This window comes from Pseudomonas sp. LTGT-11-2Z, assembly GCF_003691445.1.
GTDB classification, from domain to species: Bacteria; Pseudomonadota; Gammaproteobacteria; order Pseudomonadales; family Pseudomonadaceae; genus Aquipseudomonas; species Aquipseudomonas monteilii.
Window position 1 is genome coordinate 1,633,457 of record NZ_CP033104.1, and the last position, 25,386, is coordinate 1,658,842.

The following is a 25,386-nucleotide window of genomic DNA, read 5'->3' on the forward strand; positions in this document are numbered from 1 at the left end:
AAGAGGAGGGTGAAGGAGGGAAATCGAAGATCAATGTGCTCGAAGGATTTTCTGACAACGGCGTTTAACGTTAGGCCAGTCAGCCCACACGGCCACGCTGATGCAGATAATCAGAAGGGCTGTGAACATGAGGATGCCGAATGTGGTTTGGTTCATTGTCATTCCTCCGGGGTGAGGTAGATGCCTGTGATCCAGATTACAACACCTACCACGAGGGCGAAAGCAGTCAGGAGACGGCTAGTGCTGAGGAAGATGCCTACAAGGGCGGCGGCGACGGCTGTCGTCCCGATCTTGCGTAGGTCGTCTGCTACAGCTGCGCGTTTTTTTGATGCCATGGCGTTCCTTATATCGCCAGGCCCTCACCTTGCCAGGTGGGGTGCCTGGCACGGGGGAGGAGGGAGAAGGGTTAAATGGCTGCTACTGGAGCTATGAGCTCGTCGAGCGGCCCCATACGCAGCTCTAGAGCCTTGCGCTCAGCCTGTTTACGCTGGCGGGGGCGGCGCTTGGCAGGTTTGGGTATTGGTTTAGTGTTGGCGTCGAACCACTGGTTTAGATCAACGCCGCGGCGTGCGAGAGTGGGAATGCGGCTGAGCTCATCCCAGTCGTTTCGGGTGGGCGTTATGCTCGCGAGATGAGCAACAGGCTGGGCCTGGGTTGGGACAGCTGGAGTTGTCCGTTTCATGGAGCGCACGAACTCTCGGTAGAGGGTGCCGAGCGCGTAGCCAAGACGGAAGCTGGTCGATGATACGGAAACTGCGGTCATGATGATTCTCCTGCGGTTTGGAATGCGGAGAAACACTGACCCCAGGGGGAGTGATTTCCCCGTTGGGTTTACGACGTTTGGAGCACTGGTTAATCGAGAGGCGCTTTCAGTCGACCTCTTAGGCTCTGCCCTAGTAAACAGGCGGGCCTTCGTCACAATCGAGATCAGAAAGTTGGGTCATGAGTGTTTCCTGCTTAGAGAATTGCAGATAAACACTTTGCCCAGCAGGGAAGGATTCCCAGCTGAGTTTGCGGAAGGAGCTTCTATCGACAAATGTCGATCGGTCGTGCTACCAGAAGCTGAACGACCTTGGGAGGGACCACACGAATGACGTGCTGCAGCATTACAGATCCGAGCTGCATGGGGCATGTTTGCTGACGACGTCAGCAGATCACGACTTAATAATCGGAGCGGGGGAGGGGTTGTGTCAAGCGGAAGGGAGATGGACAGGCGAGGGGGAGGGAGAAAGCCGGCTGAATCGGTCCTCGAAAGGCGATCCAGCCGTGTTTGAAAAAATGTTAAAGGAGCCACCTGTGTCGGAATCGTCGATCCCTGGGCATTGATCGTCTCGATTCTCATCACCTGGCCATTCTCGTGGCTTCGGCCAGCAAACATGAGGCACGCATCCGCGCACAAAAGGAGCCCGGCTTATCGCCGGCGGGCCACCGGCAGGGGGAGGGAACCCATTGGGTAGCCTGATGAACCTACGCTAAGTACATCAGGCTACCCAAAGGGAAGAAAAGAGAAGGGGCCACATTACCAATGTGGCCCTTGGATCAAAGAAGCACCGAACCTCTTGAAACTCTATGTGCCTGTGGACTCGATCATCACGAGTTAGACGGCTGCGCGACTAGAGAGAGCAGGGAGGCACAGGGAGAGTTTTCAACCAGATCCGCACGCCCTTCCCGGAGCTATAGCGTGCTTACGGTTTGGTGTTGAGGCGAACCACAGCACCTGGGCGCTACTGATGACCGTCAGTAGCCAGCGGGGTTGAACCGTTGCTGATGGCATTATGTTGTCGGCTCTGTACAGATGCAAGTCGATATGCGCCTGCGGCCGACTTCTTCAGTTGAAAGCTACTATCGCGCCCTCTGGCACAGGCGAGGGGATCGTGAGCTCCGTCACCCCGCCAATCGGTGAGTATAACCGTCCGGTACGGTTGATTCCGATGGCAATCGACTGGGTTCTTTCGACAAGTGCTGCCGGTAGCCCCATAGGCGCATTCCCGGTGAAATAGGTATAGCTTTGCCCCGCCACGATATAGGCAGCTAAGCCTGGTGGTTTAGAAAACCAGCTTGGCAGTGACAAGACCGAATCAGGGGCTGTACCAGCGTAAGACGGGTTCGCAATGGCAAAGTTCGCTGCAGCAGTACGGTATACGAGAAAGCTTCGGCTGACGGAGTCAACTGTGGCGTACTCTGAAAGCTGCAAAGACTGTTCCTCTTGCAGACTCACCATCCCTACAACAACCAGAAGTATGGTTACAACTATCCAGTTGAAAGACATCGTCGCGCCTCTTAGGGTGTTGAAGGGAATGGCCTAATTACTGCTGGTATGTAAGGCGGCGTCAGGCAGGGGTGGTCTGGCGTTTGGTTCTTTGCATGGTTGAGGGCAACTAAAAGTTCAAGCGGAAGAAAGTTCTCCACAGATTTTTGAGCGGGGAGCGCCAATGTTTTTGCCAGTTGCGTTCCCACCATTCATCCTCGTTTTTGACTATTTGCTCCAAGTCACTGCCGGTTATGGAGGCTGCGTGTTGGCGAAACATCATAGGGAAAGCGCAATGTTGGCGAATACGCTTTTTGAAAACGACGTCGACAGGCGTTCCATCATATGGAGTACTAGCAAGGATCTGGCATCCTTCTCGCGAAAGCACGTATGCATGCAGCGCCACGACGCGGCCGCGAGCGATGAATGGGAACCATGTTAGCCAAGTACGCCCCATAGAGTATCCTAAATGCAAGGCCTCAAAGCGGTGACCACGCATAAACCGATTGGTCCACCGAATTTGTGACGCTTTTAGTTGATAGGGTTTCACATCATCTTCAAACACTAGAATCCGCTCTAGCCCTTGGTCCAATGCAAGGCGAGCCAACTGCTGATGAGACTCGTAGCACCCCTGTTTGGGGTCATGGTGTTTTTGAACAACATGGAAAATTACATTGTTGTCGAGCACCTTGCCAATACTTTCTCTGAAAAGCTGGCGGCGATCATTTCGGCTATCTAAAGAGATACAGTAAACTGCATCTACATCAAAGTGAATTCTGGTCACCACTAAATCCTTATAAGTGTTTGTTGGAGCTTTTTCTGACCGTGGCTAATGATACCTGTAAGTTGCGATGTCATAAAGCCATTATTTGCCATCGTGCGGGTTAAGCCGCAGCACGATGGGGCTGGGTCAGAACTGGCAGCAGAAAATGGTCGAGTAATCGTTGGAGCCAATGATGATTCCGGGCGTCGTGCTCGAGCGCCAACCCTGGCCGTAGGTGTCCCATCCGATCTTGGTGTAGCCAGCGGGGCAGGCATATGTGGTGACATCGTTCGCGGCGTACCCGGGAATGGTGTAGGCCGCGCACTTGGGGGCTGTGCTGGACGCAGAGCGCCATACCCCTGACTGGCAGGAGAGTGTTTGGCCGGTAGCGTTCTTGGCAATCAGGCTGTTATCGCTGCAGGCAGCACCCTCAGCAGCCTGGCCGCCGATCGAGAGATACTCCCCCGTCGTAAGTCGCCCAGACGCGCTGATGCTGCCGTAGGACTGGACCTGTCCAGCGACAACGGCCCCGCCCGTAGCGAGACCTTTGTTGTTGTAGATGCGCACCCAGTCTGGATCGGACTGGTAGATGCCTCCGCCCCATTTTTCGTTGTACCAGCCAGTATCACCACGCGACCTGAACCAGCCGCCTGTATAGGTCTCCCCGGTGATGTTGGCGGTAGCTGCAGTCACGGTATTAGTCGCCGTCACGTTCCGAGCATTGACGTCGGCACTGGTTGTCACATCGCCAAACGCATTGATGGCAGCTGCGTTGTTGATATTGTGTCCCCCGATGCTGAGGTCGGTGTTCATGCTATTCAGCTCGGGGCGGCCCGGCACCGCGTTGCGATACAGATAGTCATTAGCGAGCTGGCCGTCCATCAGGAACAGGGCGCTTGCGGTATGGCCGGCGCCGGGGTTGATGGCGTAGTTGCTCAGGGCCACTTGCCAGCCACCACGGACGCCTTGAATCACATTGGTATTGCTCGAAGAAATGAAGCCGCCCGGGCCGCCGAGGTTTTCTGCAATTGTTCGAATGCCTAGCTCCGATATGGCCTGGCCGCCGGTAGTGAGGACGATTGCTTCCAACTGGTTGGCATTCGGCTTGCGAGCCAGTCCGACGATCGTCTGGCCAAACCCATTGGTGTCAGTGAACCCGGCCGGTAGGAAGTTCGTGTTCCGAAGCATCGGCACTGTGATCTGCACCGGATTCGTAGCTGTTGCGCTCGCCAGAACAGTACTGAAGTTGTCTTTGAGATACTTGCTGACCGCGTCAGCGACCGCCCTCTGCTTGTCTGCAGCGATCCTGAAATCCTGAGAGTCCATCTGCTTGATGATCCATACGGAGCCCAGGGAAATGAGCACAGAGAGCACGAGCAATGCCATGATGGCGTCGAGGCCGAGCATCCCCGCCTGTTTACGTTTATTGATCATTCCAGAGGCTCCTGGAGGATTGGTTGGCGATGTCTTGCTCGAGCATCTGCAACTGGCCGGCACGGATCTTTTCGCGGATACCAGAGGCGTCCAATCCAACCAGAGACAGGCATTGAAGTTTCAGCCGCTTGAAGCCAGATGCATCGCGGATCAGGACCTGGTGAATGACGGCAATGAGTCCTTGAGCCAGCAGGTCTTTCGCATTGGGGATCAGTGGCTGTGCCAGCGAGGCCAATCGCTCGATGCCTTTGGTGGCGCTGCCGGCATGCCCGGTGCAGATGATGAAATGACCATTGATCGAGGCCTGGACTACCTGGGCGGCTGTTGGTGTGTCGCGCACTTCGCCCACCATCAGAATCTCCGCCCGCGTTCTCAGCGCTCGAATCAACGCCTCCTCGTATCCACCCTGGCGACGGGAGACTGGGATCTGTATGCAGCGTCCAAGCCCATGCTCGCCATGCAGCAGAGGCTCGGGGGGATCCTCAACGGTCAGCCCCATTCCCCCAAGCTTCTCGAGCCGTGCCGCAACCATCGAGGCTGCACTTGAGGTCTTGCCGGAACCCATCTCACCGCAGATGAATATCAGCCCTCGTATGCCGGGGTCGAATAGGCTCCGATGGAGTTCATCAGGCAGGCCGAGATCATCAAGCGGGAGAATCTGAACCACGGACCTGCTCAGTACGAAGAGCGATTGTGCGTGGAGATCTTGGAGCTGGGTAACCCGGTAAACGGCACCGTCGAAAATCAGCGAGAACTCGGGCTCTTGAGTTTTGTTGAAGTGCTCTTGGCAGCGCTCACGCAGTTGATCAATTTCGACTCCCCATTCTTGAGGGGCGGGGACACGAGTGGGCTGCCCAGGCAGCCCCTTCACGTCCGCGAAACCGTCGCCAAGGTAGAGGTCGACGAAGTTGGCTTCGGAGATGGCGCTCACACCAACCTCCTTCAGTAGGTGGTCCAGGTCATGGTGTTGGCATCGTTCGAGCAACTGGTGGTTGCTGCAGTTGCCAGTACTTCACCCGTGGTCGCCGCGCCGCCATTGATTGAGGTAGTGGTCTGCTTGTCTTTGGCCACCTTGGTTGCCAAGGTGATGCAGGCGCTTTTCGGAACGCTGGCTTCGGAGATAGTGAAGGTCATACCGTTACTGACGACCGTCACGGCACCATTCCACTGGTTCACCAGCGTGGTGCCGGAAATCCCCATCGAGCCAGTGCCTTCGATGTTGATCAGGGACGTTACCAGGCTTTGCCCGGACGTCCCGTAGCCAGTGGAGCCTTTAAGTTTTTTGGTGTTCGCGATCAGGGTGCTGATGTTGCTTTGTTCGATAGCGACATCGGAGTTGCCGATCATTCTCCAGCTCATCCAGACGATGAAACCGATCGCAACCGCGATCAGCATCAGCCAGAAAACACCGTCAATCGACAGGAAGCCGGCTTGTGTACGTTTTGCACGAGTTACCATGCTTGTTACTCCTTGGTTACTGTTTAAAAGCTGGTTGAGTCCATTACGCTTCCGGCCATCTGGAAGATCCCGATGACCACGAGGATCATCAGGACGCCCATGCACACCGAGGACATGGCGATCAGGAATTTGGAAGTCGCATCAACGCGAAGAAGGGTTTGCTCTAGCCAGCGATTGGCAAAGCGCTCCATGGACTCCGCGAATCCCTTGCGGGTCGCCAGGACCTCCAGATAGTGGATGGCCATCGCATCGGGAAATTGGTGTCCGGCGAGCTTCAGCGCTTCGCCGAAGTTTTTGCCTGAGCTCACGCCGTAGTGAATCGCGTCGAGCCTTTCGCTGAGCCAAGGTGGAGCGCTCCTGTTGAGGATGGCTAAGGCATCCAGCTGGTTGATGCCGGTGCGCAACATCACCGACATGTTCAACAGGAAAATTGAGCCGTGCAGAACCTTGTACAGAGACCAAGGTGGGAACGACTCAACGCGAAGGCGCGCGACTTGCAGAACCCTGCTCACCTGTACCTGCCAGGTCGGGCTGTCAGGTTTGATCTTGAGCCCGCAAAATACGGGTAGCGTGGTTACAGCAATGGCGATCACCGCCAGCAGGCCGATCAGTATTGCCAAACCGTAATGGGTGACGAGGTTGGACAGGTGGTAAAGCAGCGCCGGAATACCTGTCCAGGATTCTGGGTCCGATCGCCTTGTCATTGAAGGGACCATCCATAGGGCGATCACATACAAGAGCGCCCACATCAGGCTCCAGGTCAGCGATGGAAGCGCAACTACTGATCGGACCAGCCGGCCAATGCGCTGGCGGATCTCGATGATCCGCACGCAATCACGAAACGCCTGCACCAGGTTCCCGGTTTCTTCTCCCGTCTCGATCAGTGACGCTTCATCGTAAGGAACGTGAGCCCTGCAGGAGTGCGCCAGGGACTTCCCCCCACGTACTGTCATTGCGATCTCGCCGCAGATTATCGATACCGGATGCAGCTCCTTGCCGTTGTTGCTGAAGGCTTTTTCAACCGTCTCCAGAGCAACCTCGATCGGGATCCCGTCCTCGAGCACGCCCATGAGGCTCTCGTAGAATTGGACGCGCTCCTTCTTCCCGAATTGCTTGGCATAGAAGGTCTCGACCCAACCTCGGGACGCCTCTTTCAAACCAGCTCGGAAGTCTTGGAGCGCATCAAACATGGGAGAGCTCGACTAACTGGCGGTCAAAATCGAGCGGACCAATAATGGTCTCTGCGTGCCGAGGATCGATACTTCCCATTTCGATCTTTGTAATGGCATGAGCGATCTTGGTAATGCCCCCCATCTCCTTAACCCAATGCCTACGCGCAGCGCTGGCACCTCTCTCTGAGAAGACACCCATGAACTGCATGTCGGTGAGCAACACCTCACCTACTACGGTTCGATCGACGACACCGAGATTTCTACAGCATGAGCAGCCTTCGCCGCGCAGATTGACCTGGTCGACGATCCTCAGTTTTTCAAGGCGAGAAAGTAGGCCGGGAGTGATCGTCCCGAGGTTCCTAGACAATGGAACGCGACATGAAGGGCAGAGAACTGGAAGCAGGGACTGGTTGATGATGCCGGTGGTGAGGGCAGGATCCGTCACCAGGTACTTGGGTACCCCCATGTCGATCAGGCGCTGAAGGGAAGCGACAGCGTTATTCGTGTGCAACGTCGACCAAACCTGGTGACCTGTCATCCCTCCGCTGTAAGCGGCCTGGGCCGACTCAACGTCCCGCAGTTCTCCGTACATCAAAATGTCAGGATCCAGGCGGACTGAGTTTTTGATGCCGTGATTCCAAGTCTCACCGCTACTCAATGGGGATTGATTGGCTTTTAGCGGATACTCGGGTGGATCCTCGAGAGTCAGAAGGTGCTTCGTACCCTGCGTCTCGTCGTGGAGTAAGTTCAGGTTCACCTGCAGCGATTTTGACTTTCCGGAGCCAGTCGGACCGGTGATCAAGTTCACCCCATACGGCAGACTCCGAAGGCGCGCGAACTGTTCGATTTGCGCCGGCAAGAAGCCCAAGTGTTCGAGCGTCATCTTTTTTTGATCGTCGTAAAGAAGCCGCATGACCATCAGCGGACCGTCCACGAGAGGGCGCGTAGCTACCCTGGCACCGAACAACCCAAGCTGTTGCACGAATTCCCGACCAACGCGCGCGTCTTGCGCGATCTGCGGTTGGTAGTGATCTTTGGTGACGTCACACATGCTGTTGTAGAGCGCTGAACACAGCTCCAGACCGACCAGGCTTGACTCCTGGCGTGCCTCCCAGAGCAGTCCATGTAGGCGGTAGAAGATCTTGGAAATGTCGTGGCCAACAACGATGTGTACGTCACTGGCCCCGCGTCGATGGGCATCACCCAGTATCTGCAGGGCATGGGCCTGACGGTCGGTATCGACTTGCGCGAGACCCACGCCGGCCTGGGCGGAGGTTTGGTAAAGCGCCTTGATGTCTGTCATCGAGCACGTCGAGATCGTGTAGTCGAACCCTGCGTGGTCGAGCTGATCCATGAAAGCCATCACCCAAGGATCAGTCTGGTGCTGGGTCGACACATGAAGTGTGCCGTCTTCGGTTAGCGCGCAGTAAAGACGCAACTCGGGCTTTACCTCGAATCTGCCCCCTGGGGCCGTCAAGACGGTACAGGCAGGGGAGAACAGAGCTGCTGTGCCGGCATCTGCCGACAGACTATCGGCAGGGTTTGGAGCTGTAAGGACGGTCACTGGGCGCTACCTCAGGGCTTGGTTTGGAACATGCCGGGCAAGGCGTTGGCTGGCTGGGTGAGCGCAGGGGGCTGGATGGCTACCGATGGGGCCTGGTCAGAAAACCCCAACGGGAATCGCTTGCCCTTACGCTCGAGCGTTACGCCGTCCAGGGTGATCTGAGCAACGCGGTAGCCACCAGGCAGCTCGCGGCCAATCAGGGCATCAACCTCGATACCGCTGCTGTAGAGCAGGGTCGCCTGCATCCTGCGAGCTGAACCCGTGACGGCCTTGACCACTGGGAGGTCTGACTTGGCGGCTGCTTTGCTTTCAGAGGGCAGGTACTGCATAGGCTGAGGCGCAGGGAAGGGATTACTCATCCCAGTGCTTACCGGTTGGACCGATGGCGTGGGTTCGCCCTTCATTTCTCGCTCGGCCTTGGCTCGTTCGGCCTTCGCCTTCAACAGAATCGTCTCGCTCTGTACCTTCCCCAGTTCGCCAATGCTGATGCCAGACAATTCCGAAGGGGTCGCAAAGGCATTCGTAGCGAACGCCGCGACGATCAAGAGGCCCACGGCGTTATTTCGCATACAGATCACCTGTCACAGTCCACATCAAATGGTTGGCCTGATACTCAGCCTTGATTTCGCGCAGCCTCAGCCCCTGGACGGGTGCGTCCGTGAGCGAGTCGTGCGGTAGCACACCCGTGCTGTACTTCAATTCAAACTGCCTCCACTCAGGGGGCGGAGGCGGTGGAGGAGCGGGTTGTCCTGGCAGGGCGGGCTCTTGGGGAACAGCAACAGGCACTTCAGTGAGCGTCGGTTCTTGAGAAAAACGATGAAGCGACGACGTCAAATTGGCAGTTGCTTCGGCTACGTTCAGCAGTGGCTCGTCACCTGCTGCAGGCAGAGATATCGCGTAAGGCAGCGTCGCGGAATTACCCTGGTTGAAGAATGCAGGGGGACCCGAAAAGACGCCGTTCGTGGCGGATATGAGGTCAGCTGCCGTGCTGTTGCCTGTGCGGTTGTAGGTGGTCAGAACCTGGGAGCCGTCGCACACAGCGTCGGCATAAAGCCAGCCATCGATGCTGGGGGGCAGCCAGTAAATGACCTTGCTGCAACCGTCCACAAAGTCTCCGACTGAGGGACGTTTTGCCCAAGGGTGCTCCAAGGCTTGTGCAGGCTGAGTGCTGCCACTCTCCCGCTCCAGCCTGGCGAGTTCTTCGAGCCGCTTCTGCTCGGCCGCCAAGCGTTTCTCCAGCTCAACCTGGTCCTGGTAGGCGCTCCACTGCGACCAACCGATCAGCCCTGCTGTAACAACGATGCCTGCGATTGCTAGCTGGGACAGCTCTGCTCTGGATAGCCCGAACACCAATGGGCGTAGTCGATACTCGCGCTTGAGCTTCGACGGCTGGAGCAGCTCATCGACATCGAGTGGTTTGCCCCCCATGTCGAATTCGGTGGGCAAATACCACTCTTCAAACTCAATCCCGCGGCTGCGCTGTTGCGCCACTCGCCGGCGGATTTCGACTTCCGAGCCAATGACGTCACAGCCAGGGATGATGCCGCCCTTGTAAACAGCGACAAGCGCGTATCGATCCTCGTCCGGGCTCACTCGCCACGCGGCGATCCAGGACTCACCGAGCTGGCCTGCCAGGGTCGAGGCCAGGGAGTACATCCCTTTGGTCACACCATCGGTACGAGCAACGAAGCCGGCCTGGATAATTCGCGGGTTACGTCGAATCGTGACGATATCGAGCTTGTTCTCCTTACCGAACTGGCGAGCTTCCTTCATGTGGCCAGTCACGCTGCCCAGCGGGTGCCATCGCAATCCGGTGACGAACGCTCGGCCTCGGTGGTGCAGAATCTGCACCCGAGAGATGCGTGGCGACTGAGTTTCAGTGCTCATTGTCGGCATCTCAAAGAACCTGGCAGACGCTGAGTGGCGGCCTGCAGTGGGTGCGGGAGGCAGGAGCGGTTCCGTTCAAGCTGAACTGATGGCTGCTGAGGGGGTAAGGAATGCTCCAGCTGCTGGACAGGCTGTCGGGTAGAACGATCGGCGTTACCAGAACGACCAGGGAACTGTGGGTGGTAGCGCGCTTGCGACCGCCGCCCAGGCCAAAGAAGCTTGCACTCCCTACACCACTCTTGTCGGCGTTTTCACTGTTCTCATCGAACCCGGTCAGGACGAGTGTTTCACCGCTCCGCAGGCGTACCTTGGGGGCAACGTTCTTGGTGTCATAGTCTGTGGTCTGGATCTTCGATTCATTGCTTTCGAAGTCCTTGAAGGTGGGCTTGCTGCTGATGCTCAGCGTGATCATCAGCAGCATGTTTTCTTTGTCCAGGAGCTTCGGCAGCAGCATCATGTTGAAGCCACTGGTGATGGTTGCCGGCGTCAGGGCAGTGCTTGAACCTACCGAGGCAGTGGTGGTGGTCGAGCTCGAGGCGACGTAGCTCTGAACGTTACCGATCTGGATGGGCGCGGGTTGCAAGTTGAGTGTAGTGACCGAAGGCGAGCGGACCTCCGACACCCGGCCTTGCTCCGACAGAGCTTGGAGGACGGCTTTCGAGCCAGCCCACGGCGAGCTGGACGTGTCCAGAATGCTACCGGTTGCAGAGATTGCCTCTGAGCTAATGCCGGCAACGGTGTTGCTGAGTCCAAAGCCCCATTTGCCTGATATCGACTTGTAGACGGCGCTCCAGTTGATGGCTGTCTGATCGCTGTCGGTAAAGTTCACCTCATAGACCTTGACGTTGAAAAGTACCTGCCGCGTGATACTGCGATTGGTGTCCTTGAGGTAGGCCGCGATACGGTTCAGTACGTCAGGGCGATCGCTGACGGTGAGCGAACCGGTGGAGCGGGAAAGCGACAGGCGCCCGGGCGGTTGTACGCTTAGCATTGCCCGCACATCGTTCTCGATGTCGGTCATCAACGATGTCTTATAGGTCGACTTGGTGCTCTGGTTGCTCCCAGACTCCCCTGTGGCGCCCGAAGAGCTGGACGAGCCGGTATCTCCGCTGCCTGTCGAGGTCAGCAGGCCGGACTTCACCGTACTCTCGATTTCCAGGACATCGCCGAAGGTCCACACATCGAAGGTGCGCGTGTCAAAGTAGGTGATCCGCACGCCTCGTAGTTCCTGGTCAAAGTGCCAGGACAGGCCGAGCTGAGAGGTCGCCTGGTTGAGCAGACCGGATACTTTCCCTGAGTACTTGAGGCCCGAAATCAAGCTGCTGGAGCCAATGCCGAGGTCGAAGGTGCTCGTATCACCATAGCCACCCATCACTGAGCTTGGCAGGAGGCCGGCCAAGCTATCGGGGTTTGCTACAGGAGGCTTTGGCTGGGCCGTTTTGTCCGACTTCCCAGACGACAGAATTGCCGGGTTGATTGCATCAGGTGCCACGATTACCGGCAGGCCTGTTTCCTTGGTGATGTACTGGGCCAGCTGCGAAATCGAGACAGCCCCTGCCGGGCGATACGCGATGTCGGCATCGAGCGCGAAGGGCAGCCCACGCTTGCTCACCAGCGGCTGCGTCGACACCCACGGCTTGTTGCTAAACACCACGGTTTCACGCGCCTGTTGAGGCTGCTGATTCTGGAGGTACTTGCTGTATTGCCCTGCGGTTCGCCCTTCGTATTCCGAGCGATCAAATGACTCGTTCACACGCTGCAGCGCGCAGCTGCTCAACATCGCCAACGCGAACGGGGTCAATGCCCAGCGGGCCCAAGCAAACTTGTTCATTTCCTTTTCCTCTCAGCGACGTACAAGACGCTCTGGGAGCCTTCGCTACCGTCGACGACGAAGGATCGCGGGGCATTGTCGTAGAGCGGGAACAACTGCTTGATGGCTTCCTGGAACGAGCCTTCAAAGTGCAGCGGTGCCTCGATCGGATAGTTGAGGTCTTCCTGGGCCCAGATCACGCGCCACCGGGCTTTCTTGGCCCATTCCTCAACGCTATCGCGCAGGGTTGATCCAACTTCGGCCGTCCATATCTGGGACAGCGGCCGAGATGGTGGAGCGGGTTTGACCTCGATGGCCGAGGCCGCCACTGCCGTACTGGGGACGGCAACCGTTGGCTTGGATGCTGTCTGTTTGTTCGGCACTGTCGGTGCAGGGGACGCAGGCGTCGAAGGTTTAGCCGAGGTGGTTACCGTCGCAGCTGTGATAGAGCCATCCTTGGCGGGTGCCACTGGGGGGAGCACGGGGGGCACTGGCGCTGGGACTGCGACAGTGGGAGTGATCGTGGTGATGGGGGTAGGAGCAGGTACAGCGGCGACGACAACGCCTGGCGTCGAAGTTGTGACGGAGGAACTGGTGGCAGGAGACTGCGTTTTGTTGGCGTAGAGCTGGACTGCCGGCGTCGATGGGGTTGGCAATTGGTAACCGGGGCGCAGCACGAAGCACACCTGACGGTTCACCTCATCGACTTTCACCTGCCAGGCCGGGCCCGCGAGGACCTGCAGGGTGTTTCGCAGAGTCATTGGGCCGAGCTTGTACTGGGCTGCTGGCAGAGGTCGGGTGTACAGGATGTTGACGTGCTGCGAGCTGGGCGGGCAGAGGGCGTAACCTGACCGGTCGACCACGTAGAGCATGGCGTCCCGAACGCTGGGGTTCATGCTCGATGGGATGGTCACGTCGATGATCTGTGCCATCAGGTCGCGCTGGCTCGCGTCGGGTTGGGTGCTCACCAAGGTGTAGCGGCCATACCGAACGACCGGTTCCTTCTCCGGACTTGCTCCGTTCGGGTAGATGTCCGGAGACAGCCATTCGGGATTACGGCTGCTATCGAACGCCGGCTTCGGCGGCTGCTCAGCCTTCTGAATCGCACAACCAGCAACGAGTGCGGCGAGCGAGAGAGTGGTCAACTGCCTGATCATGAGGCCCCCTGTAGTCATTGAGGGCACGGTGACAGCCAGCAGATTCTCATGCAGCAGGAAATCAATATCACACAGAGTTAGAATTTCCGGCGCGCTTGATGGAACGCAAGTGAGTAGCCGCTTGGGGCGCCGAGGTTGGCCTGACCTCGGACTGGAAAAGATCAACGGAGGTGATAATGCTCGACAGTCGAATTGCCGCTTTCGAACACCTGATGGACTGGGCGAACACTCTCAGCGCTGAACACAATCGGCGCGGCCTGGAAGACCTCATAAAAATTGTGCTCAGGCCCGTTCAGGCCATCCACTTACGGGACGCACTGCTTCGACCTCGGCATGCGGGCCCTCAGTCGCTGCACTGGATGAGCTCACTTGGTGGGCTGTGGGATGGGCACGCCGAGAACGGCACTTGGGCTGCATTTCTGCTGAAGAATTGCCGTCGGCCAGTGGATCAGAGCTCAAGTATCCGGTTGGCCAGTGACATGGTAATCCCTACTCTGTGGTCGGAAAGCAGCATACTCAATAGCCTCGGCATGATCGGGGAGGGACGTGAGCTCGGCGCGTTCGTGCAGGATCCAAACCATAGCGTGACCCTGATGCAGCCGTTGAACATAGCTTGGGTCAACGGTGGTAACCATTCGATCGCCCAAGGCATTCTGGGCGGGGAAGGGGTGCTCGTACCCGATGATGTTTATGACGTTACCGAGATCATCAGGGGAGTGCGTTTTGATGGCGAATGCTGGGTCTGTCGGAAGACCGGCGACAAATATGGTTCACCAATCTACGTTGAGTTTGGATGGGCCTGGGAGATCGCACGCTTGCTGGTCGATCTCCCACGCGGATCTACTGGCTGATGGTCGCGGCGAGCATAGCCTTGGCCAAGGCGTCCTGCTGCTCTTCCGGCTCGATAAGCTCCAAGCTGACTTGGCGCTTCGCTAAGAGCATCTGCCAGAGCTGCTGATCGATGCTGTTCTCCACGAGGGGGATCTTCACGATCACCGTCCTGAGCTGACCATTCCGGTACGCCCGGTCCTCGGCCTGATCCTGTTGTCCGGGTGTCCAGGGCAGGCCCAGGAAGAAGACATAGTTGGCGGCCGTGAGGTTGTTGCCGGTACCGGCGGCTTGTGTGGTGCAGATGAAAGCCCGGCAGTCGGGGTCGCCCTGGAACTTGTCGATCGCCCTCTGGCGCTTGGTGAGTGAGTCACTGCCGACCAGGGTGACGTTCCCGATACCGGCTGCATCGCACAGCTCCTTGAGGCGCGCGACGGTGGGTTTGAACTCGCAGAACAGGATGACCTTGTCTTCGGGGTCCAGCTCGCCCAGCAGGTCCATAGCGACTCTGACCTTCACCTGTTCCAGGTAATGGCGAAGCGCGCCGAGCCTGGCAAAGATGGGCCTGTCCTCGAGGCGAATGCTGTCGTACTTCTTCCGCTCCTCCACCCCCATCGCCACGGGCAGCAACTGGCGGTGCTTACCCTTGAGCCCGGGCAGAACGTCTTTGCGCCGGCGAAGCATCCAGTCGCCCAGTTCTGCCCGGAGGTTTTGCCGGAACTCTGGGCTGCCGGCGAAGCGTTCGCAGAAATCGCTGAGGGGCAACTGGCCGACCGGGTGCCCCGATAGACGTAGCAGGGTGTGCAGCTCCGTCTCACGATTGAGGACAGGCGTGCCTGTCAGCAGATAGCGATTCGGCACCTTGGCTGCGATATCGAAGCCATGGCGTGTACGCTCGGCAGTGGGCTCCTTCAGCTGGTGCGCCTCGTCGACCACTAGAACGTGGTAATGCTCAGCCAGCAGCACGTAATCGCCGAGACGCTCGTAGTTGATCAGCATCCATTGGACCAGCGGGTCGTGCTTCTGCACAGCGACTGTCGCGTCGGGGTAGACCGCCAAGATTTCGCGCTGCCAGTTGATCAGCAACGAGGAAAGGGTCACCACCAGGATCGGGCGACCGGCTGCACTGATATGCGCCGCGATGATGGCCTGGCGCGTCTTGCCGAGGCCCATATCATCAGCCAGCAGTGCGCTGGTGCGCTGGAGCAGGTGAGCGATGCCAGCAGGCTGGTGATCGAGCAGGGAATAGCCGACCAGGGCCTGGGCGATCATGGCATCTGAGAATTTGGTGCGTTCGATCGGCGAGACGGCAGCGAGGTAGATGTCGTTGGAGCTCTCCTCACCGCTGGCGGCTGTCGAGGGTTCCTGAGGAGCACCGCCCAGGCTGATGCGCGGAATGTCTGCTGCTGGAGTAACAGAGCCATCGCCCAGGAGCTCCTGTACAACGTCCAGGATCTCGAACTGATCCTCTACAAGACCGAGCTCCAGAACCAGGTTGCTGCGCAGGATCTCGGCGGTGGCGTTGACTCGCCACGAGCTGGATTTGCCCAGGAACACTCCCCGCATCCGGCGGGCCACTGCAACGACTCCAGGATGATAATCTCCGGACAGCAGCACACCGCCGTCGGCTAGCGGAGCAATTCGCAGCAGCATTCCGGAGATGAAAGCGTCTCGGCGTGGGTTGGCCAGTGCGCTCTCGATCTTCTGGCGGAATGCCTGCCATGATTCAGTGACCTTGCCACCGGCCAGCTCGATCAGCTGGTGGTACACCAGGTCCAGCTCGTCGATGAACTTGGCCTTGGGCACGCGCCAATAACGGCAGAGCGGGTGATCGCCGCGGCGAATGAAGAACCCGCTACGTGCGAACATGACCTTGTTTGCGCCCTCAATGTAGGGCATGAGGATGCCCATGTCGTAGCCGTCGAACACGGCGGCTTCGAGCAACACTGGCTGGCTGTTGAGGAGGCGTGGTCGTTTCAATTGGCGTCCGCGCTCTTGGGCTTCATCGGCACCGTTTGGTCGAGGTGGTAGGCCGCGACCCAACGGGTTAAGAGCACTGAGCCGTGGAGTGATCCTCCCTGGCCACTGATTACATACGCAGCTGGTTCTGCGCCCTTCGGCACACGTCTGCGTTCCTGCTTCCAGTACCCGGCGGTCTTGATGTCGTCAGGTTGTAGCGGCCAGCATGACTCACCTGGCCGGGACTCATAATGGGGGATCTTCGGATTGTTCGCCTGCTCGGCCTTCAGCCGATCAATGACTTTCTTGGAACGAGCCACAAGCACCTCCGGGAGGATGAGTAGTCAACACGTCATCATTCAAGGTGCGCCTGCCCGCACCCGTAAGAGCGAGCAGATTGGCAGCTGGGGGAGAGCGGCTACAGGAGAAATGGATTACCGCCCCCGAAGCATTTCGGCTACATGCCCCTGGGCTTGGACATATCCGGCTTGCCGCTCACCGAGGGGTAGCTCACACGGCAGTTGTTCACCTTGTACCCGGTGCATCCCCAGAAGTCGTAACCCCCATCACCGCGCTTCTGGCGGCGCGCCAGTGGCATCCCGCACTTGCCGCAGGAATGGCCGCCCTGGGTGCCTGATGAAGCTTCAGGCGAACGCGCCTTCATCGCCACTGTGGGCGCCTGGCGGAGGGCTGCGAGCTCCGACTGGAGATGCTGAAAGAACTTGGCGACCACCGACCCGTACTGCTCCTCCCCGCGTGCGATTCGGTCCAGGTCCTTCTCCAGCGTGCTGGTGAACGCCAGTTCGACGAAGCTGAAGCGGCCCTCCAACTGGTCGATGGTGCTCACCCCCAACGGGCCTGGGACCAATTTGCGCTTCTCCTCAACGACCAGGCCTTTTCCGGTGATGTTCTTGATGATCGATGCAAACGTGCTGGGGCGTCCTATCCCAAGTCGCTCTAGCTCCTTGATCAGGCTTGCCTTGGTGAAGCGTGCCGGCGCCTTCGTCTTCTGGTTGAGCACCTCACCCTGAAGCACGCTGAGGATCTGTTTGGGTTCGAGCACCGGCACCGGATTCTTGGGGATGTCGGTCGACTCTTCATCCGTCTCGTCCTTCTGCAAAAGCTTCATCCAGCCGAGATAGGCGACAGTGCTGCCAGTCGCGGCGAAGCGCAGAGGCCTCTGATCCGGCCCCCTGGCCAGCAGTTTGGCTATGCGCACGTCGTAGATGGCGTCTGCGAGCTGGCTGGCCAGCGCCCTGATCCGGATGAGCTTGTACAGCGCTTGCTCTTCAGCAGACTCGCCTGCGACTTCATCCTCCCACGCGGTTGGCGCAATTGCGGGGTGACCTTCCTGGGCGCTATCCGCAGCCTTGAACGTCCGGCGCTCGTCAACAACGTCGAGGCCTTGCCTGCGAGCCACTGCCTGGATATCTGGCATGGCTTCATCGGCCAAGTTGGGGTTATCCGTCCGGTGATAGGTGATCACGCCCTGCTCGTACAGGCGCTGCGCGACCTGCATGGTTTTGTCCGGGTCCCATTTCAGCGCTACGCTGGCCGCCTGCTGCAGGGTGGATGAAATGAACGGTGGGGGTGGCGGGCGCCGCTTCTTGCCGTCTTCACATGACTCGACAATTACCGCGCGCGTTGCGGCAACCCTTGCCGCGAGTGTGCCGTCCTGAATATAGGGGTTTTCTTTGCTCGCGAAGTCGGGGATCGGTTGCCATACGGCAGTCCAGTCCATACCGGTGGTTTCGTCCTTGAAGGTCAGCTCTACCCCGAAGTGGTGGACCACCTTGAAGTTCCTGATTTCACGCTCGCGCAACACCACCAGGTAGAGGGCAGGTGACTGAACTCGACCAGCGGAGGTAGGTTGGCCCAGGACTCTGCGAAGCTCCTGCGTGACCAGGTAGCCCACCAGGCGGTCCAGCACTCGCCGGCACTCTTGTGAGGCAACGAGTTGCCCATCGATTCTCCGTGCATTGGCCAGGCCCTCCCGTACTCTGGCTTGGGTGATCTCATTGAACGTGACTCGCTTGTACTCGCGGATCCCCAGCGCCTGCTGTATGTGCCAGGCGATACTTTCTCCCTCCCGGTCCGGGTCGGTGGCGATGTACACCTCCGTGGCGTCCTTGAGCGCTTTGCGAATGGTGCTGACGTTGCGGGCACTCTTGGGCAGGATCTCGTAGACCGGGCGAAGGGTTTTCAAGACGCCGGTTGTGATCATCGTGTCGTCCTGACCCGATTGGGGGAGATCACGGATATGGCCACCAGATGCCACCACCACCCAGTGCTCGCCAGGGCGGATCTTTTTCATCATGGGCCCAAGCTTCTTCAGCTTGCCCGGTGCCTCGATGATCATGAGTTTCATAGGGTGCCCCTGCACAGATAAATCAGGGAGCACTCTTGCCGCCGACCGGGGACGGCACAACGTGAAATGGTCAACTGGAAGAGAGGGAATTCGGTACGGCTCAGGCCCACGGAGGAAGGGTCAAAAATTGAGGGTGAGCTGCTGGGCGCGCTTGTACCCTTTCAGCCAGGAGGCCAGCATGGCAGGGTGCTTGTAGGGGCAGGCATATATGGGCAGCCCTTTCTCGGCGGCTTCAACCCCTGCAGCCTCCACCGCAGGATGGGGGTTATTGAACTGGCGCCTGTCCGCTTTTCGCTCCTGGGCATCTTCGTTCTGCATCGATTGTTCCTCATCAACGCCCTGTTCACGCCGGGCGAGTCACGCCTCAAACGACCTGGCCACCAGCAACTCCCCGACAAGGGCGTTTTTTACGACCCTGTGCCTCACTTCGATACAAGTTAGCAGCCGTAGAGCGGAGATGCCTTCAGGAAATGGTAATTTGCCAGCGCTGTCATTTCAAATGTGCCCCTGACCTGGGCAAGCGCTGCTTGCAGCGCCCCTTGGGCTACGAGTTCGCGTCCTCGTCGTAGGAGCTTCACGAGCTGCGGCCGCAACAGAAGGTCCTTGTCGCCAGAAATGCGAGGCACCAGACGGCAGGTCCAGAGGACGGGGCTGCGACGATCCGTCCTTGTCTCCGGAAACTTCACGAGTGGCGCGCCTGAAAATAGCTGTCACGCCAATGCCCGTGTACCACAGCTAGTGGGGAATCATGCTTGAGCGGTAGAGTGCCGACCATGCCAGCAGCGTCGCGCTGGGGTCATCCAGTGCGGCACGAACCATCACCTCAGCGTGTTGACCTGTGATGTCGCAAACTGCCTGCCCAAGTCGAAGGAGCTCAGCTTTCACTCCTGCATTCCAGGCCTTGGTCGCAAACTCATACTCCTCGCCCTGCCCATACTCAAAGGTGGCATTGAACCGGAGGCGAAGCATTTCGATGGCCTCCACTTCGGCCTCCGGCAGCATGATGGATTCGCCGTCGCAAAAGATCTGGCGGACGCCATTGAGAGCTCGAACCGCATCCATGTAGCGCGAGGCGTCTACAGTCGCTTTGACGGATGGATATTCCGGGTAGTCGTGGTGCATGGGGCGATACCTCGAAGCGGAATGAGGTGGCGACGATCCGTCCTTGCCCCCAGTGACTTCACGAGAGGCGCCTGAAAAATCGCCTGCCAGGCTGTGGCTAGAATGCCGTGGAGATGCCCCATCGAAGGGAGGGGAAACTCGAAGTGACGTCCTTGTCACCAGGAGCTTCGCGATGTGGCGCGCCAAATTAAGGGGGGGCTAGAACGGTTGTACATACAAAAAACTGTCAACAATGACAAAAAATCATTTTAGGTCAGGATGTTAGGAATCGTGATCGTGATCGCATTCAGAAATCCGTTAACTTCACATGATTTTAGGCAAGGGTTGTTTACATTTCCCTGGTGCAGCAGGTTGCTCCTTAGCCCCACCCTGGGGACTGGCTGTCCACCAGGTAAGCTCGTAGCGACTTGGAGATATAATTCAGCATTCCGGGTCAAATTCATTGACGTAGCTAACCTTAGCGTGCAAACGACCAAGCAGATTTACCAGCACATCCACCTCATCCGCCGAGAGGTCACTTAGCAACCTTCTCTCACGCTCAAGCGCGACGACTAGAACGCGATTGTGGAGTTCCTGGCCACTTTCCGTAAGACTCACGGTGTATCGCCGTGCATCTTCAGTGTCGACCTCAGAGCAGACGTAACCTGCTTTTTCTAGCGACTGTAACGACCGGCTAACCGCGCTCTTATCCAGCCCGATAACTTGGCTGATGCGATTAGCTGTGATGTGATTTTCAACCGCAAGCATGGAAAGCATGCGCCACTCCACCACGCCAATCCCAAAATGCTTGCGATAACAGTGGGATGCACCCGTCGCCAGCTTATTGGCCAGGAAAGTCAGCAGGCCAGGGACGTAACGCGACAAATTGAGATGCGTCGATTCAGGCATAACTGCGCAATCCTTGAGAACGTTTTCATTCATGGCGATTAGTTGACACCGCAACCAAATGCGGTAAGGATAACCTCAATCTTGGCCTTCGGCAGCATGCCATGGCGAAAGAAACCTCACAAAAAAAATTACCAGGGGTAAGTCATGATTGACGTCACATTTGCCGCCCTTTCCGATTCCTATAGTCAGCCTACGCTTCGCATCATTTGAAGCTCTCGGCAGCCTAGATTCCCCTTCCTCTTGAAAAAGCCGCTTCGATGCGGACGGCCAAGCTGCGCCTTCATCTCGGCCTAGTCGGCGGAATATCAAGGGACAGGGAGCGTTTAAGCCGCGCAATTCTGCGCGCATGTAGAGGAGGTTGTATGTCCGGAAACAGAGGTGTTGTGTACTTGGGAGCAGGAAAGGTCGAGGTTCAAAAAATCGACTATCCCAAAATGCAGGACCCACGCGGCAAGAAGATCGAGCACGGCGTGATTCTCAAGGTGGTCTCCACCAACATCTGTGGCTCTGACCAGCACATGGTCAGGGGCCGCACCACTGCCCAGGTCGGCCTGGTCCTGGGCCACGAAATTACCGGTGAGATCGTCGAGAAAGGGAGCGACGTCGAGCGCATGCAGATCGGCGACCTGGTGTCGGTACCGTTCAACGTCGCCTGCGGCCGCTGCCGCTCCTGCAAAGAGATGCATACAGGTGTGTGCCTTACCGTCAACCCGGCTCGCGCTGGTGGTGCCTACGGCTACGTCGACATGGGCGACTGGACCGGTGGCCAGGCCGAGTACGTGCTGGTGCCATACGCCGACTTCAACCTGCTGAAACTGCCCGAACGCGACAAGGCCATGGAAAAGATCCGTGACCTGACCTGCCTGTCCGACATTCTGCCTACCGGCTACCACGGCGCTGTGACTGCTGGCGTAGGCCCAGGCAGCACCGTCTACGTCGCGGGCGCCGGCCCGGTCGGCCTTGCTGCCGCTGCCTCGGCCCGCCTGCTGGGGGCTGCCTGCGTGATCGTCGGCGACCTTAACCCGGCCCGCTTGGCCCATGCCAAAGCCCAGGGCTTCGAGGTGGTCGACCTGTCCAAGGACACCCCGCTGCACGAGCAGATCGTCGATATTCTTGGGGAGCCGGAAGTGGACTGCGCGGTCGACGCCGTTGGCTTTGAGGCTCGTGGACATGGCCACGAAGGTGCCAAGCACGAAGCGCCGGCTACTGTGCTGAACTCGCTGATGCAGGTGACTCGCGTTGCCGGCAACATCGGTATCCCAGGGTTGTACGTGACTGAAGACCCAGGCGCGGTCGATGCTGCCGCCAAGATCGGTGCACTGAGCATCCGCTTCGGTTTGGGCTGGGCGAAGTCGCACAGCTTCCACACTGGCCAGACTCCAACCATGAAGTACAACCGCCAGTTGATGCAGGCCATCATGTGGGATCGCATCAACATCGCCGACGTGGTCGGTGTTCAGGTAATTAGCCTGGACCAGGCGCCTGAAGGCTACGGCGAGTTCGATGCAGGAGTACCCAAGAAGTTTGTAATCGATCCGCACAAGACGTTTAGCGCCTGAACATCTACCGAGACGGGGCAATCGCCCTGTCTCACCTCTTGCGTTGCTACCAATAAAGAAAACAAGAAGGTAAATCGCCATGCTCTTAGTACAAAACCGGGAAAATCCCGCGCCTTCGGCTGCCCAAAGATCAGCCTTCCTCGTGACTCAGCCTAACGGGGGAATCTCTCATGGATAATTCCATCGGGAAGTTGATGGATGAGAAACCCATGGTCAGTTTTCAGTGGGGCGTGATCTCGCTCTGCTTTCTCATCAACATGTTGGACGGGTTCGACGTTCTGGTAATGGCGTTCACTGCAGCGTCCGTTTCGGCAGATTGGGGGCTAACGGGGACCCAGCTGGGTTACCTCTTGAGCGCCGGCCTGGTCGGTATGGCGGTCGGTTCCCTTTTCATTGCGCCGTGGGCAGACCGGTATGGTCGACGCCCGCTGATCCTCGTTTGTGTGGCGATTGCCGGTTTCGGAATGTTGCTGTCTTCGTGGGCAACTTCACCTGAAATGCTGGGTGCACTTCGGTTGGTTACTGGCCTGGGAATTGGGGGGATCCTCGCCAGCAGCTATGTGATCGCAGGCGAGTACGCGAACAAGAAATGGCGCAGCATGGCTATCAGCTTGCAGACCACTGCTTACGCTTTGGGGGCAACCGTCGGTGGCATATTCGCGGCGCAAATCATCCCAGAGACAGGATGGCGATCAGTATTCTTCTACGGCGGAATTGCAACTCTCGTGACCCTGCCCGTGCTTGCTTTGTGGCTGCCGGAGTCGTTGGCATTTCTGATTTCGAGGCAGCCTAGAAAGGCGCTTGATCATATCAACACCTTGCTTGATCGAATTCATATTTCCCCGCTTCACGAACTCCCAGCTTTCCAGCGGTCCCACAATCCATCGATGAAACGCTCTTTCATTGAGCTCTTCTCCCCAAGCCTACTGCGCTCCACCTTGCTAGTGTGGGCAGCCTTCTTCTTAGTGATGTTCGGGTTTTACTTTGTGATGAGCTGGACCCCCCGCTTGCTGGTAGCTGCTGGATTGTCCAATCAACAAGGAATAACAGGTGGCGTTCTGCTGAACGTCGGCGGGATCATTGGAACCTCGCTGGTCGGCCTGCTCGCTGCCCGCATTCGGTTGTCACGGGTGTTGATGGGCTATCTGATAATCAACGCGCTACTGATGGCTGTGTTCGTAAGGTCAACGGCAAACCTACATGTTGCCTTTGCTGTAGTGGTTGCGATTGGCGTGTTCGTCAACGGCTGCGTCGCGGGTCTCTACTCACTGACTCCCTCTATCTACGATCCCTCTCAGAGAGTGACAGGGTTGGGGTGGGGGATAGGGATCGGACGTAGTGGCGCAATCCTGTCTCCACTGGTGGCCGGGCGGTTAATAGATGCACAGTGGCAACCCTCCGAACTGTACATGTTCTTCGCCTTGTCATTCGTCCTGGCTGCCATCGTCATTGGATTAATGAAAACCCAGCGGCGCTCCCAAGCTGCTCTTTCAAGTACCTAATCAACGCCAACAAAAACTACAAAAAAGGGCTCGAACATGTCCGACCAAATCAAATGCCCATGGCTCTTTAGCTTGGGCATCGCGGGAGCTATTGCCTCGAATCCGGCAATGGCCGATTTAACTGACGGAGCAAGTGTGACAGTGACTGCTCGGAATTTTTACCTTGACCGTGATTACAAGGGTGAATCTCCTCAATCAGCTGCTCGCGAGTGGGCCCAAGGCTTCATCCTTCGAGCAAACTCAGGTTTCACGGAGGGTCCAGTCGGATTTGGCCTGGATCTGACTGGCATGATCGGCGTAAAGCTTGACTCATCGCCGGACAGAACAGGCACGCAGTTGCTCGCCTACGACCCACAAGATCGCGAAGCGCGAGACGAATATTCAGAGATGGGCGTGGCTTTGAAGGCGAAAGTCTCGGAGACAAAACTGGCTGTGGGCACGCATTTTCCGAGCCTTCCGGTCATCACCGCGAGCCCAGCTCGACTTCTCCCACAGTCGTTCTTGGGGGCATACCTTACTTCCCAGGACATCAGTCAACTGAGTCTGCACGCTGGCCGTATGACTCGAATCAACCTGCGCGACTCGACAGACAATCAACCCATCGCAATTGCATCACCCAACGGTCGATTCCGCCCAGGAGCTAGCTCTGAGCGATTCGATTTCATCGGTGGGGACTACAAATGGTCGGATGCTCTGACCCTGCGCTACTACCATGCTCGACTTGAGGACATTTACGAGCAGGATTTTGCCGGCGCAATTCATTACCTGCCGCTAGGTCCAGGCAAGCTGAAAAGCGATTTCCGGGTATTCGATAGCCGTGACAATGGCAGGGCTGAAGCGGGCAATGTCGATAACCTCAACGCAGGCCTCATGCTTACCTACCAAGTGGGAGGGCACTCGCTAGGCATGGGCTATATGTACCAAACCGGGGACACCGCCATGGCGTACATAGCGGGTGGCGAACCTGCTGTTCTCAGCGATGGTGCGATGAGCTCAGATTTCGTCAACCCGAAAGAGCGCACGGCGGTTGCTCGCTATGACTTCAACTTTGTGGCGTTGGGCATTCCTGGACTGACTGCCATGGCGCGCTACATGCGCGGTACGAATATAGATCTCCCAAAGCTCGGGGGCAGCAATCTCACGGAATCCAGCAAGGACCTTGAGCTTGCATACGTTGTGCAGTCGGGCCCAGCAGCGGGCTTGGCGATTCGATTACGGCATGCTTTCTACCGAAACGATCACGAACCAACCGCCACGTTCCGCAGTGACAACGAGACCCGAATCAACCTCGACTACACCCTGAAGGTCTGGTGAACGGAACCAACAGCAAAGCTTCATGAGCCTAACATACTGATTTTGATGGAAAATTATGTTCTTACGATGAGGCCGCTCAGAGGTTACAGCTATATGACTGCCTCAGCTGAGAAGAAAATGATCACTGGAATTGGTTGACACCGCAACCAATTCAAGTGATTCTAAGCTCAGCCGAAGTGCAAAGTGATGGTCGCCTCGATGCAGACCACCTCCATACAAAAATAACCGAGTAAGGTGCCACCATGACCCGCCTTAATTATGCCTGCCTGTCCCCTCCTAGCATGATCTCTCCAAACTCTCGACGCGACTGAGTTCCTATCCACTCATAGTTGCATGCGCGTAAAAAATTTGTA

Annotated in this window: 22 protein-coding genes; 4 read left to right on the forward strand and 18 right to left on the reverse strand. The window is 57.7% G+C overall.

The window, feature by feature from the left end:
* Positions 1–406: 406 nt before the first annotated feature.
* The 12 genes from D8767_RS07565 to D8767_RS07620 all read right to left on the reverse strand — a co-directional run bounded on the left by D8767_RS07565 (position 407) and on the right by D8767_RS07620 (position 13,493).
* Positions 407–763 (reverse strand): hypothetical protein, encoded by a 357-nt coding sequence (locus D8767_RS07565; RefSeq protein ID WP_060546200.1) that lies wholly within the window; start codon positions 761–763, stop codon positions 407–409.
* Between the two features lie 1,065 nt (positions 764–1,828).
* Entirely contained in the window at positions 1,829–2,269 is a 441-nt protein-coding gene (gene pilM / locus D8767_RS07570) for a type IV pilus biogenesis protein PilM (RefSeq protein ID WP_060546202.1), read from the reverse strand.
* A 109-nt stretch (positions 2,270–2,378) separates the two neighbouring features.
* On the reverse strand, positions 2,379–3,032 hold the full coding sequence (locus D8767_RS07575; RefSeq protein ID WP_081259040.1) for a hypothetical protein: 654 nt from the start codon (positions 3,030–3,032) through the stop codon (positions 2,379–2,381).
* 126 nt (positions 3,033–3,158) lie between these two features.
* Positions 3,159–4,445: a shufflon system plasmid conjugative transfer pilus tip adhesin PilV gene (pilV, locus tag D8767_RS07580; protein ID WP_060546206.1), complete on the reverse strand. Its 1,287-nt coding sequence runs from the start codon at positions 4,443–4,445 to the stop codon at positions 3,159–3,161.
* A complete protein-coding gene (locus D8767_RS07585; RefSeq protein ID WP_060546208.1) occupies positions 4,435–5,376 on the reverse strand; it encodes an ATPase, T2SS/T4P/T4SS family in 942 nt (313 codons plus the stop codon). Before D8767_RS07585 ends, pilV begins: the two co-directional genes overlap by 11 nt.
* An 11-nt stretch (positions 5,377–5,387) precedes the next feature.
* Positions 5,388–5,903 (reverse strand): type 4 pilus major pilin, encoded by a 516-nt coding sequence (locus tag D8767_RS07590; RefSeq protein WP_060546210.1) that lies wholly within the window; start codon positions 5,901–5,903, stop codon positions 5,388–5,390.
* 23 nt (positions 5,904–5,926) lie between these two features.
* The gene (locus D8767_RS07595; protein ID WP_023660716.1) at positions 5,927–7,093 is read right to left on the reverse strand and encodes a type II secretion system F family protein; all 1,167 of its coding nucleotides are present in this window, start codon (positions 7,091–7,093) and stop codon (positions 5,927–5,929) included.
* Positions 7,086–8,429, reverse strand: coding sequence for a GspE/PulE family protein (locus D8767_RS07600; protein WP_225624741.1), 1,344 nt, complete (start codon positions 8,427–8,429; stop codon positions 7,086–7,088). Before D8767_RS07600 ends, D8767_RS07595 begins: the two co-directional genes overlap by 8 nt.
* Before the next feature lie 221 nt (positions 8,430–8,650).
* Complete coding sequence (gene pilP / locus D8767_RS07605; RefSeq protein ID WP_023660714.1) at positions 8,651–9,208, reverse strand: type IV pilus biogenesis protein PilP; 558 nt, start codon at positions 9,206–9,208, stop codon at positions 8,651–8,653.
* Positions 9,198–10,526, reverse strand: a complete 1,329-nt coding sequence (gene pilO2 / locus D8767_RS07610) for a type 4b pilus protein PilO2 (RefSeq protein WP_031324269.1) — start codon at positions 10,524–10,526, stop codon at positions 9,198–9,200. Before pilO2 ends, pilP begins: the two co-directional genes overlap by 11 nt.
* 10 nt (positions 10,527–10,536) lie before the next feature.
* Positions 10,537–12,357 (reverse strand): PilN family type IVB pilus formation outer membrane protein, encoded by a 1,821-nt coding sequence (locus D8767_RS07615; RefSeq protein WP_060546212.1) that lies wholly within the window; start codon positions 12,355–12,357, stop codon positions 10,537–10,539.
* Positions 12,354–13,493: a TcpQ domain-containing protein gene (locus D8767_RS07620; protein ID WP_060546224.1), complete on the reverse strand. Its 1,140-nt coding sequence runs from the start codon at positions 13,491–13,493 to the stop codon at positions 12,354–12,356. The genes D8767_RS07615 and D8767_RS07620 overlap by 4 nt, the downstream gene beginning before the upstream one ends.
* 176 nt (positions 13,494–13,669) lie before the next feature.
* On the opposite strand from D8767_RS07620, the gene D8767_RS07625 reads away from it, so the two are divergent.
* The gene (locus D8767_RS07625; protein ID WP_023660710.1) at positions 13,670–14,344 is read left to right on the forward strand and encodes a DUF6710 family protein; all 675 of its coding nucleotides are present in this window, start codon (positions 13,670–13,672) and stop codon (positions 14,342–14,344) included.
* Here the strand turns inward: D8767_RS07625 and D8767_RS07630 are convergent.
* The 6 genes from D8767_RS07630 to D8767_RS07655 form a co-directional block, all read right to left on the reverse strand.
* A complete protein-coding gene (locus D8767_RS07630) occupies positions 14,334–16,301 on the reverse strand; it encodes a DEAD/DEAH box helicase (protein WP_023660709.1) in 1,968 nt (655 codons plus the stop codon). The two genes, D8767_RS07625 and D8767_RS07630, sit on opposite strands and share 11 nt — an antisense overlap.
* Positions 16,298–16,600, reverse strand: coding sequence for a hypothetical protein (locus tag D8767_RS07635; RefSeq protein WP_023660708.1), 303 nt, complete (start codon positions 16,598–16,600; stop codon positions 16,298–16,300). The genes D8767_RS07630 and D8767_RS07635 overlap by 4 nt, the downstream gene beginning before the upstream one ends.
* A gap of 137 nt (positions 16,601–16,737) precedes the next feature.
* Positions 16,738–18,648: a DNA topoisomerase gene (locus tag D8767_RS07640; protein ID WP_023660707.1), complete on the reverse strand. Its 1,911-nt coding sequence runs from the start codon at positions 18,646–18,648 to the stop codon at positions 16,738–16,740.
* A 120-nt stretch (positions 18,649–18,768) separates the two neighbouring features.
* Entirely contained in the window at positions 18,769–18,966 is a 198-nt protein-coding gene (locus tag D8767_RS07645; protein ID WP_023660706.1) for a CrpP family ICE-associated protein, read from the reverse strand.
* 417 nt (positions 18,967–19,383) lie between these two features.
* Positions 19,384–19,770, reverse strand: a complete 387-nt coding sequence (locus D8767_RS07650) for a hypothetical protein (protein WP_023660704.1) — start codon at positions 19,768–19,770, stop codon at positions 19,384–19,386.
* 420 nt (positions 19,771–20,190) lie between these two features.
* A complete protein-coding gene (locus tag D8767_RS07655) occupies positions 20,191–20,658 on the reverse strand; it encodes a MarR family winged helix-turn-helix transcriptional regulator (RefSeq protein ID WP_019486335.1) in 468 nt (155 codons plus the stop codon).
* A 362-nt stretch (positions 20,659–21,020) separates the two neighbouring features.
* Here D8767_RS07655 and fdhA point away from each other — a divergent pair, with 362 nt between their 5' ends.
* The 3 genes from fdhA to D8767_RS07670 all read left to right on the forward strand — a co-directional run bounded on the left by fdhA (position 21,021) and on the right by D8767_RS07670 (position 25,033).
* A complete protein-coding gene (gene fdhA, locus D8767_RS07660) occupies positions 21,021–22,217 on the forward strand; it encodes a formaldehyde dehydrogenase, glutathione-independent (RefSeq protein WP_019486334.1) in 1,197 nt (398 codons plus the stop codon).
* A 170-nt stretch (positions 22,218–22,387) separates the two neighbouring features.
* Positions 22,388–23,719 (forward strand): MFS transporter, encoded by a 1,332-nt coding sequence (locus D8767_RS07665; RefSeq protein ID WP_003137460.1) that lies wholly within the window; start codon positions 22,388–22,390, stop codon positions 23,717–23,719.
* Between the two features lie 36 nt (positions 23,720–23,755).
* Positions 23,756–25,033, forward strand: a complete 1,278-nt coding sequence (locus tag D8767_RS07670; protein WP_023094435.1) for an OprD family porin — start codon at positions 23,756–23,758, stop codon at positions 25,031–25,033.
* Positions 25,034–25,386 lie beyond the last annotated feature (353 nt).

Bases quoted from the DNA above. Each gene is read 5' to 3' on its own strand.
- D8767_RS07565 (WP_060546200.1), bottom strand. From the start codon at position 763: ATGACCGCAGTTTCCGTATCATCGACCAGCTTCCGTCTTGGCTACGCG.
- pilM (WP_060546202.1), bottom strand. From the start codon at position 2,269: ATGTCTTTCAACTGGATAGTTGTAACCATACTTCTGGTTGTTGTAGGG.
- pilV (WP_060546206.1), bottom strand. From the start codon at position 4,445: ATGATCAATAAACGTAAACAGGCGGGGATGCTCGGCCTCGACGCCATC.
- D8767_RS07590 (WP_060546210.1), bottom strand. From the start codon at position 5,903: ATGGTAACTCGTGCAAAACGTACACAAGCCGGCTTCCTGTCGATTGAC.
- D8767_RS07595 (WP_023660716.1), bottom strand. From the start codon at position 7,093: ATGTTTGATGCGCTCCAAGACTTCCGAGCTGGTTTGAAAGAGGCGTCC.
- D8767_RS07600 (WP_225624741.1), bottom strand. From the start codon at position 8,429: ATGGATCAGCTCGACCACGCAGGGTTCGACTACACGATCTCGACGTGC.
- pilP (WP_023660714.1), bottom strand. From the start codon at position 9,208: ATGCGAAATAACGCCGTGGGCCTCTTGATCGTCGCGGCGTTCGCTACG.
- pilO2 (WP_031324269.1), bottom strand. From the start codon at position 10,526: ATGAGCACTGAAACTCAGTCGCCACGCATCTCTCGGGTGCAGATTCTG.
- D8767_RS07615 (WP_060546212.1), bottom strand. From the start codon at position 12,357: ATGAACAAGTTTGCTTGGGCCCGCTGGGCATTGACCCCGTTCGCGTTG.
- D8767_RS07620 (WP_060546224.1), bottom strand. From the start codon at position 13,493: ATGATCAGGCAGTTGACCACTCTCTCGCTCGCCGCACTCGTTGCTGGT.
- D8767_RS07625 (WP_023660710.1), top strand. From the start codon at position 13,670: ATGCTCGACAGTCGAATTGCCGCTTTCGAACACCTGATGGACTGGGCG.
- D8767_RS07640 (WP_023660707.1), bottom strand. From the start codon at position 18,648: ATGAAACTCATGATCATCGAGGCACCGGGCAAGCTGAAGAAGCTTGGG.
- D8767_RS07645 (WP_023660706.1), bottom strand. From the start codon at position 18,966: ATGCAGAACGAAGATGCCCAGGAGCGAAAAGCGGACAGGCGCCAGTTC.
- D8767_RS07650 (WP_023660704.1), bottom strand. From the start codon at position 19,770: ATGCACCACGACTACCCGGAATATCCATCCGTCAAAGCGACTGTAGAC.
- D8767_RS07655 (WP_019486335.1), bottom strand. From the start codon at position 20,658: ATGCCTGAATCGACGCATCTCAATTTGTCGCGTTACGTCCCTGGCCTG.
- fdhA (WP_019486334.1), top strand. From the start codon at position 21,021: ATGTCCGGAAACAGAGGTGTTGTGTACTTGGGAGCAGGAAAGGTCGAG.
- D8767_RS07665 (WP_003137460.1), top strand. From the start codon at position 22,388: ATGGATAATTCCATCGGGAAGTTGATGGATGAGAAACCCATGGTCAGT.
- D8767_RS07670 (WP_023094435.1), top strand. From the start codon at position 23,756: ATGTCCGACCAAATCAAATGCCCATGGCTCTTTAGCTTGGGCATCGCG.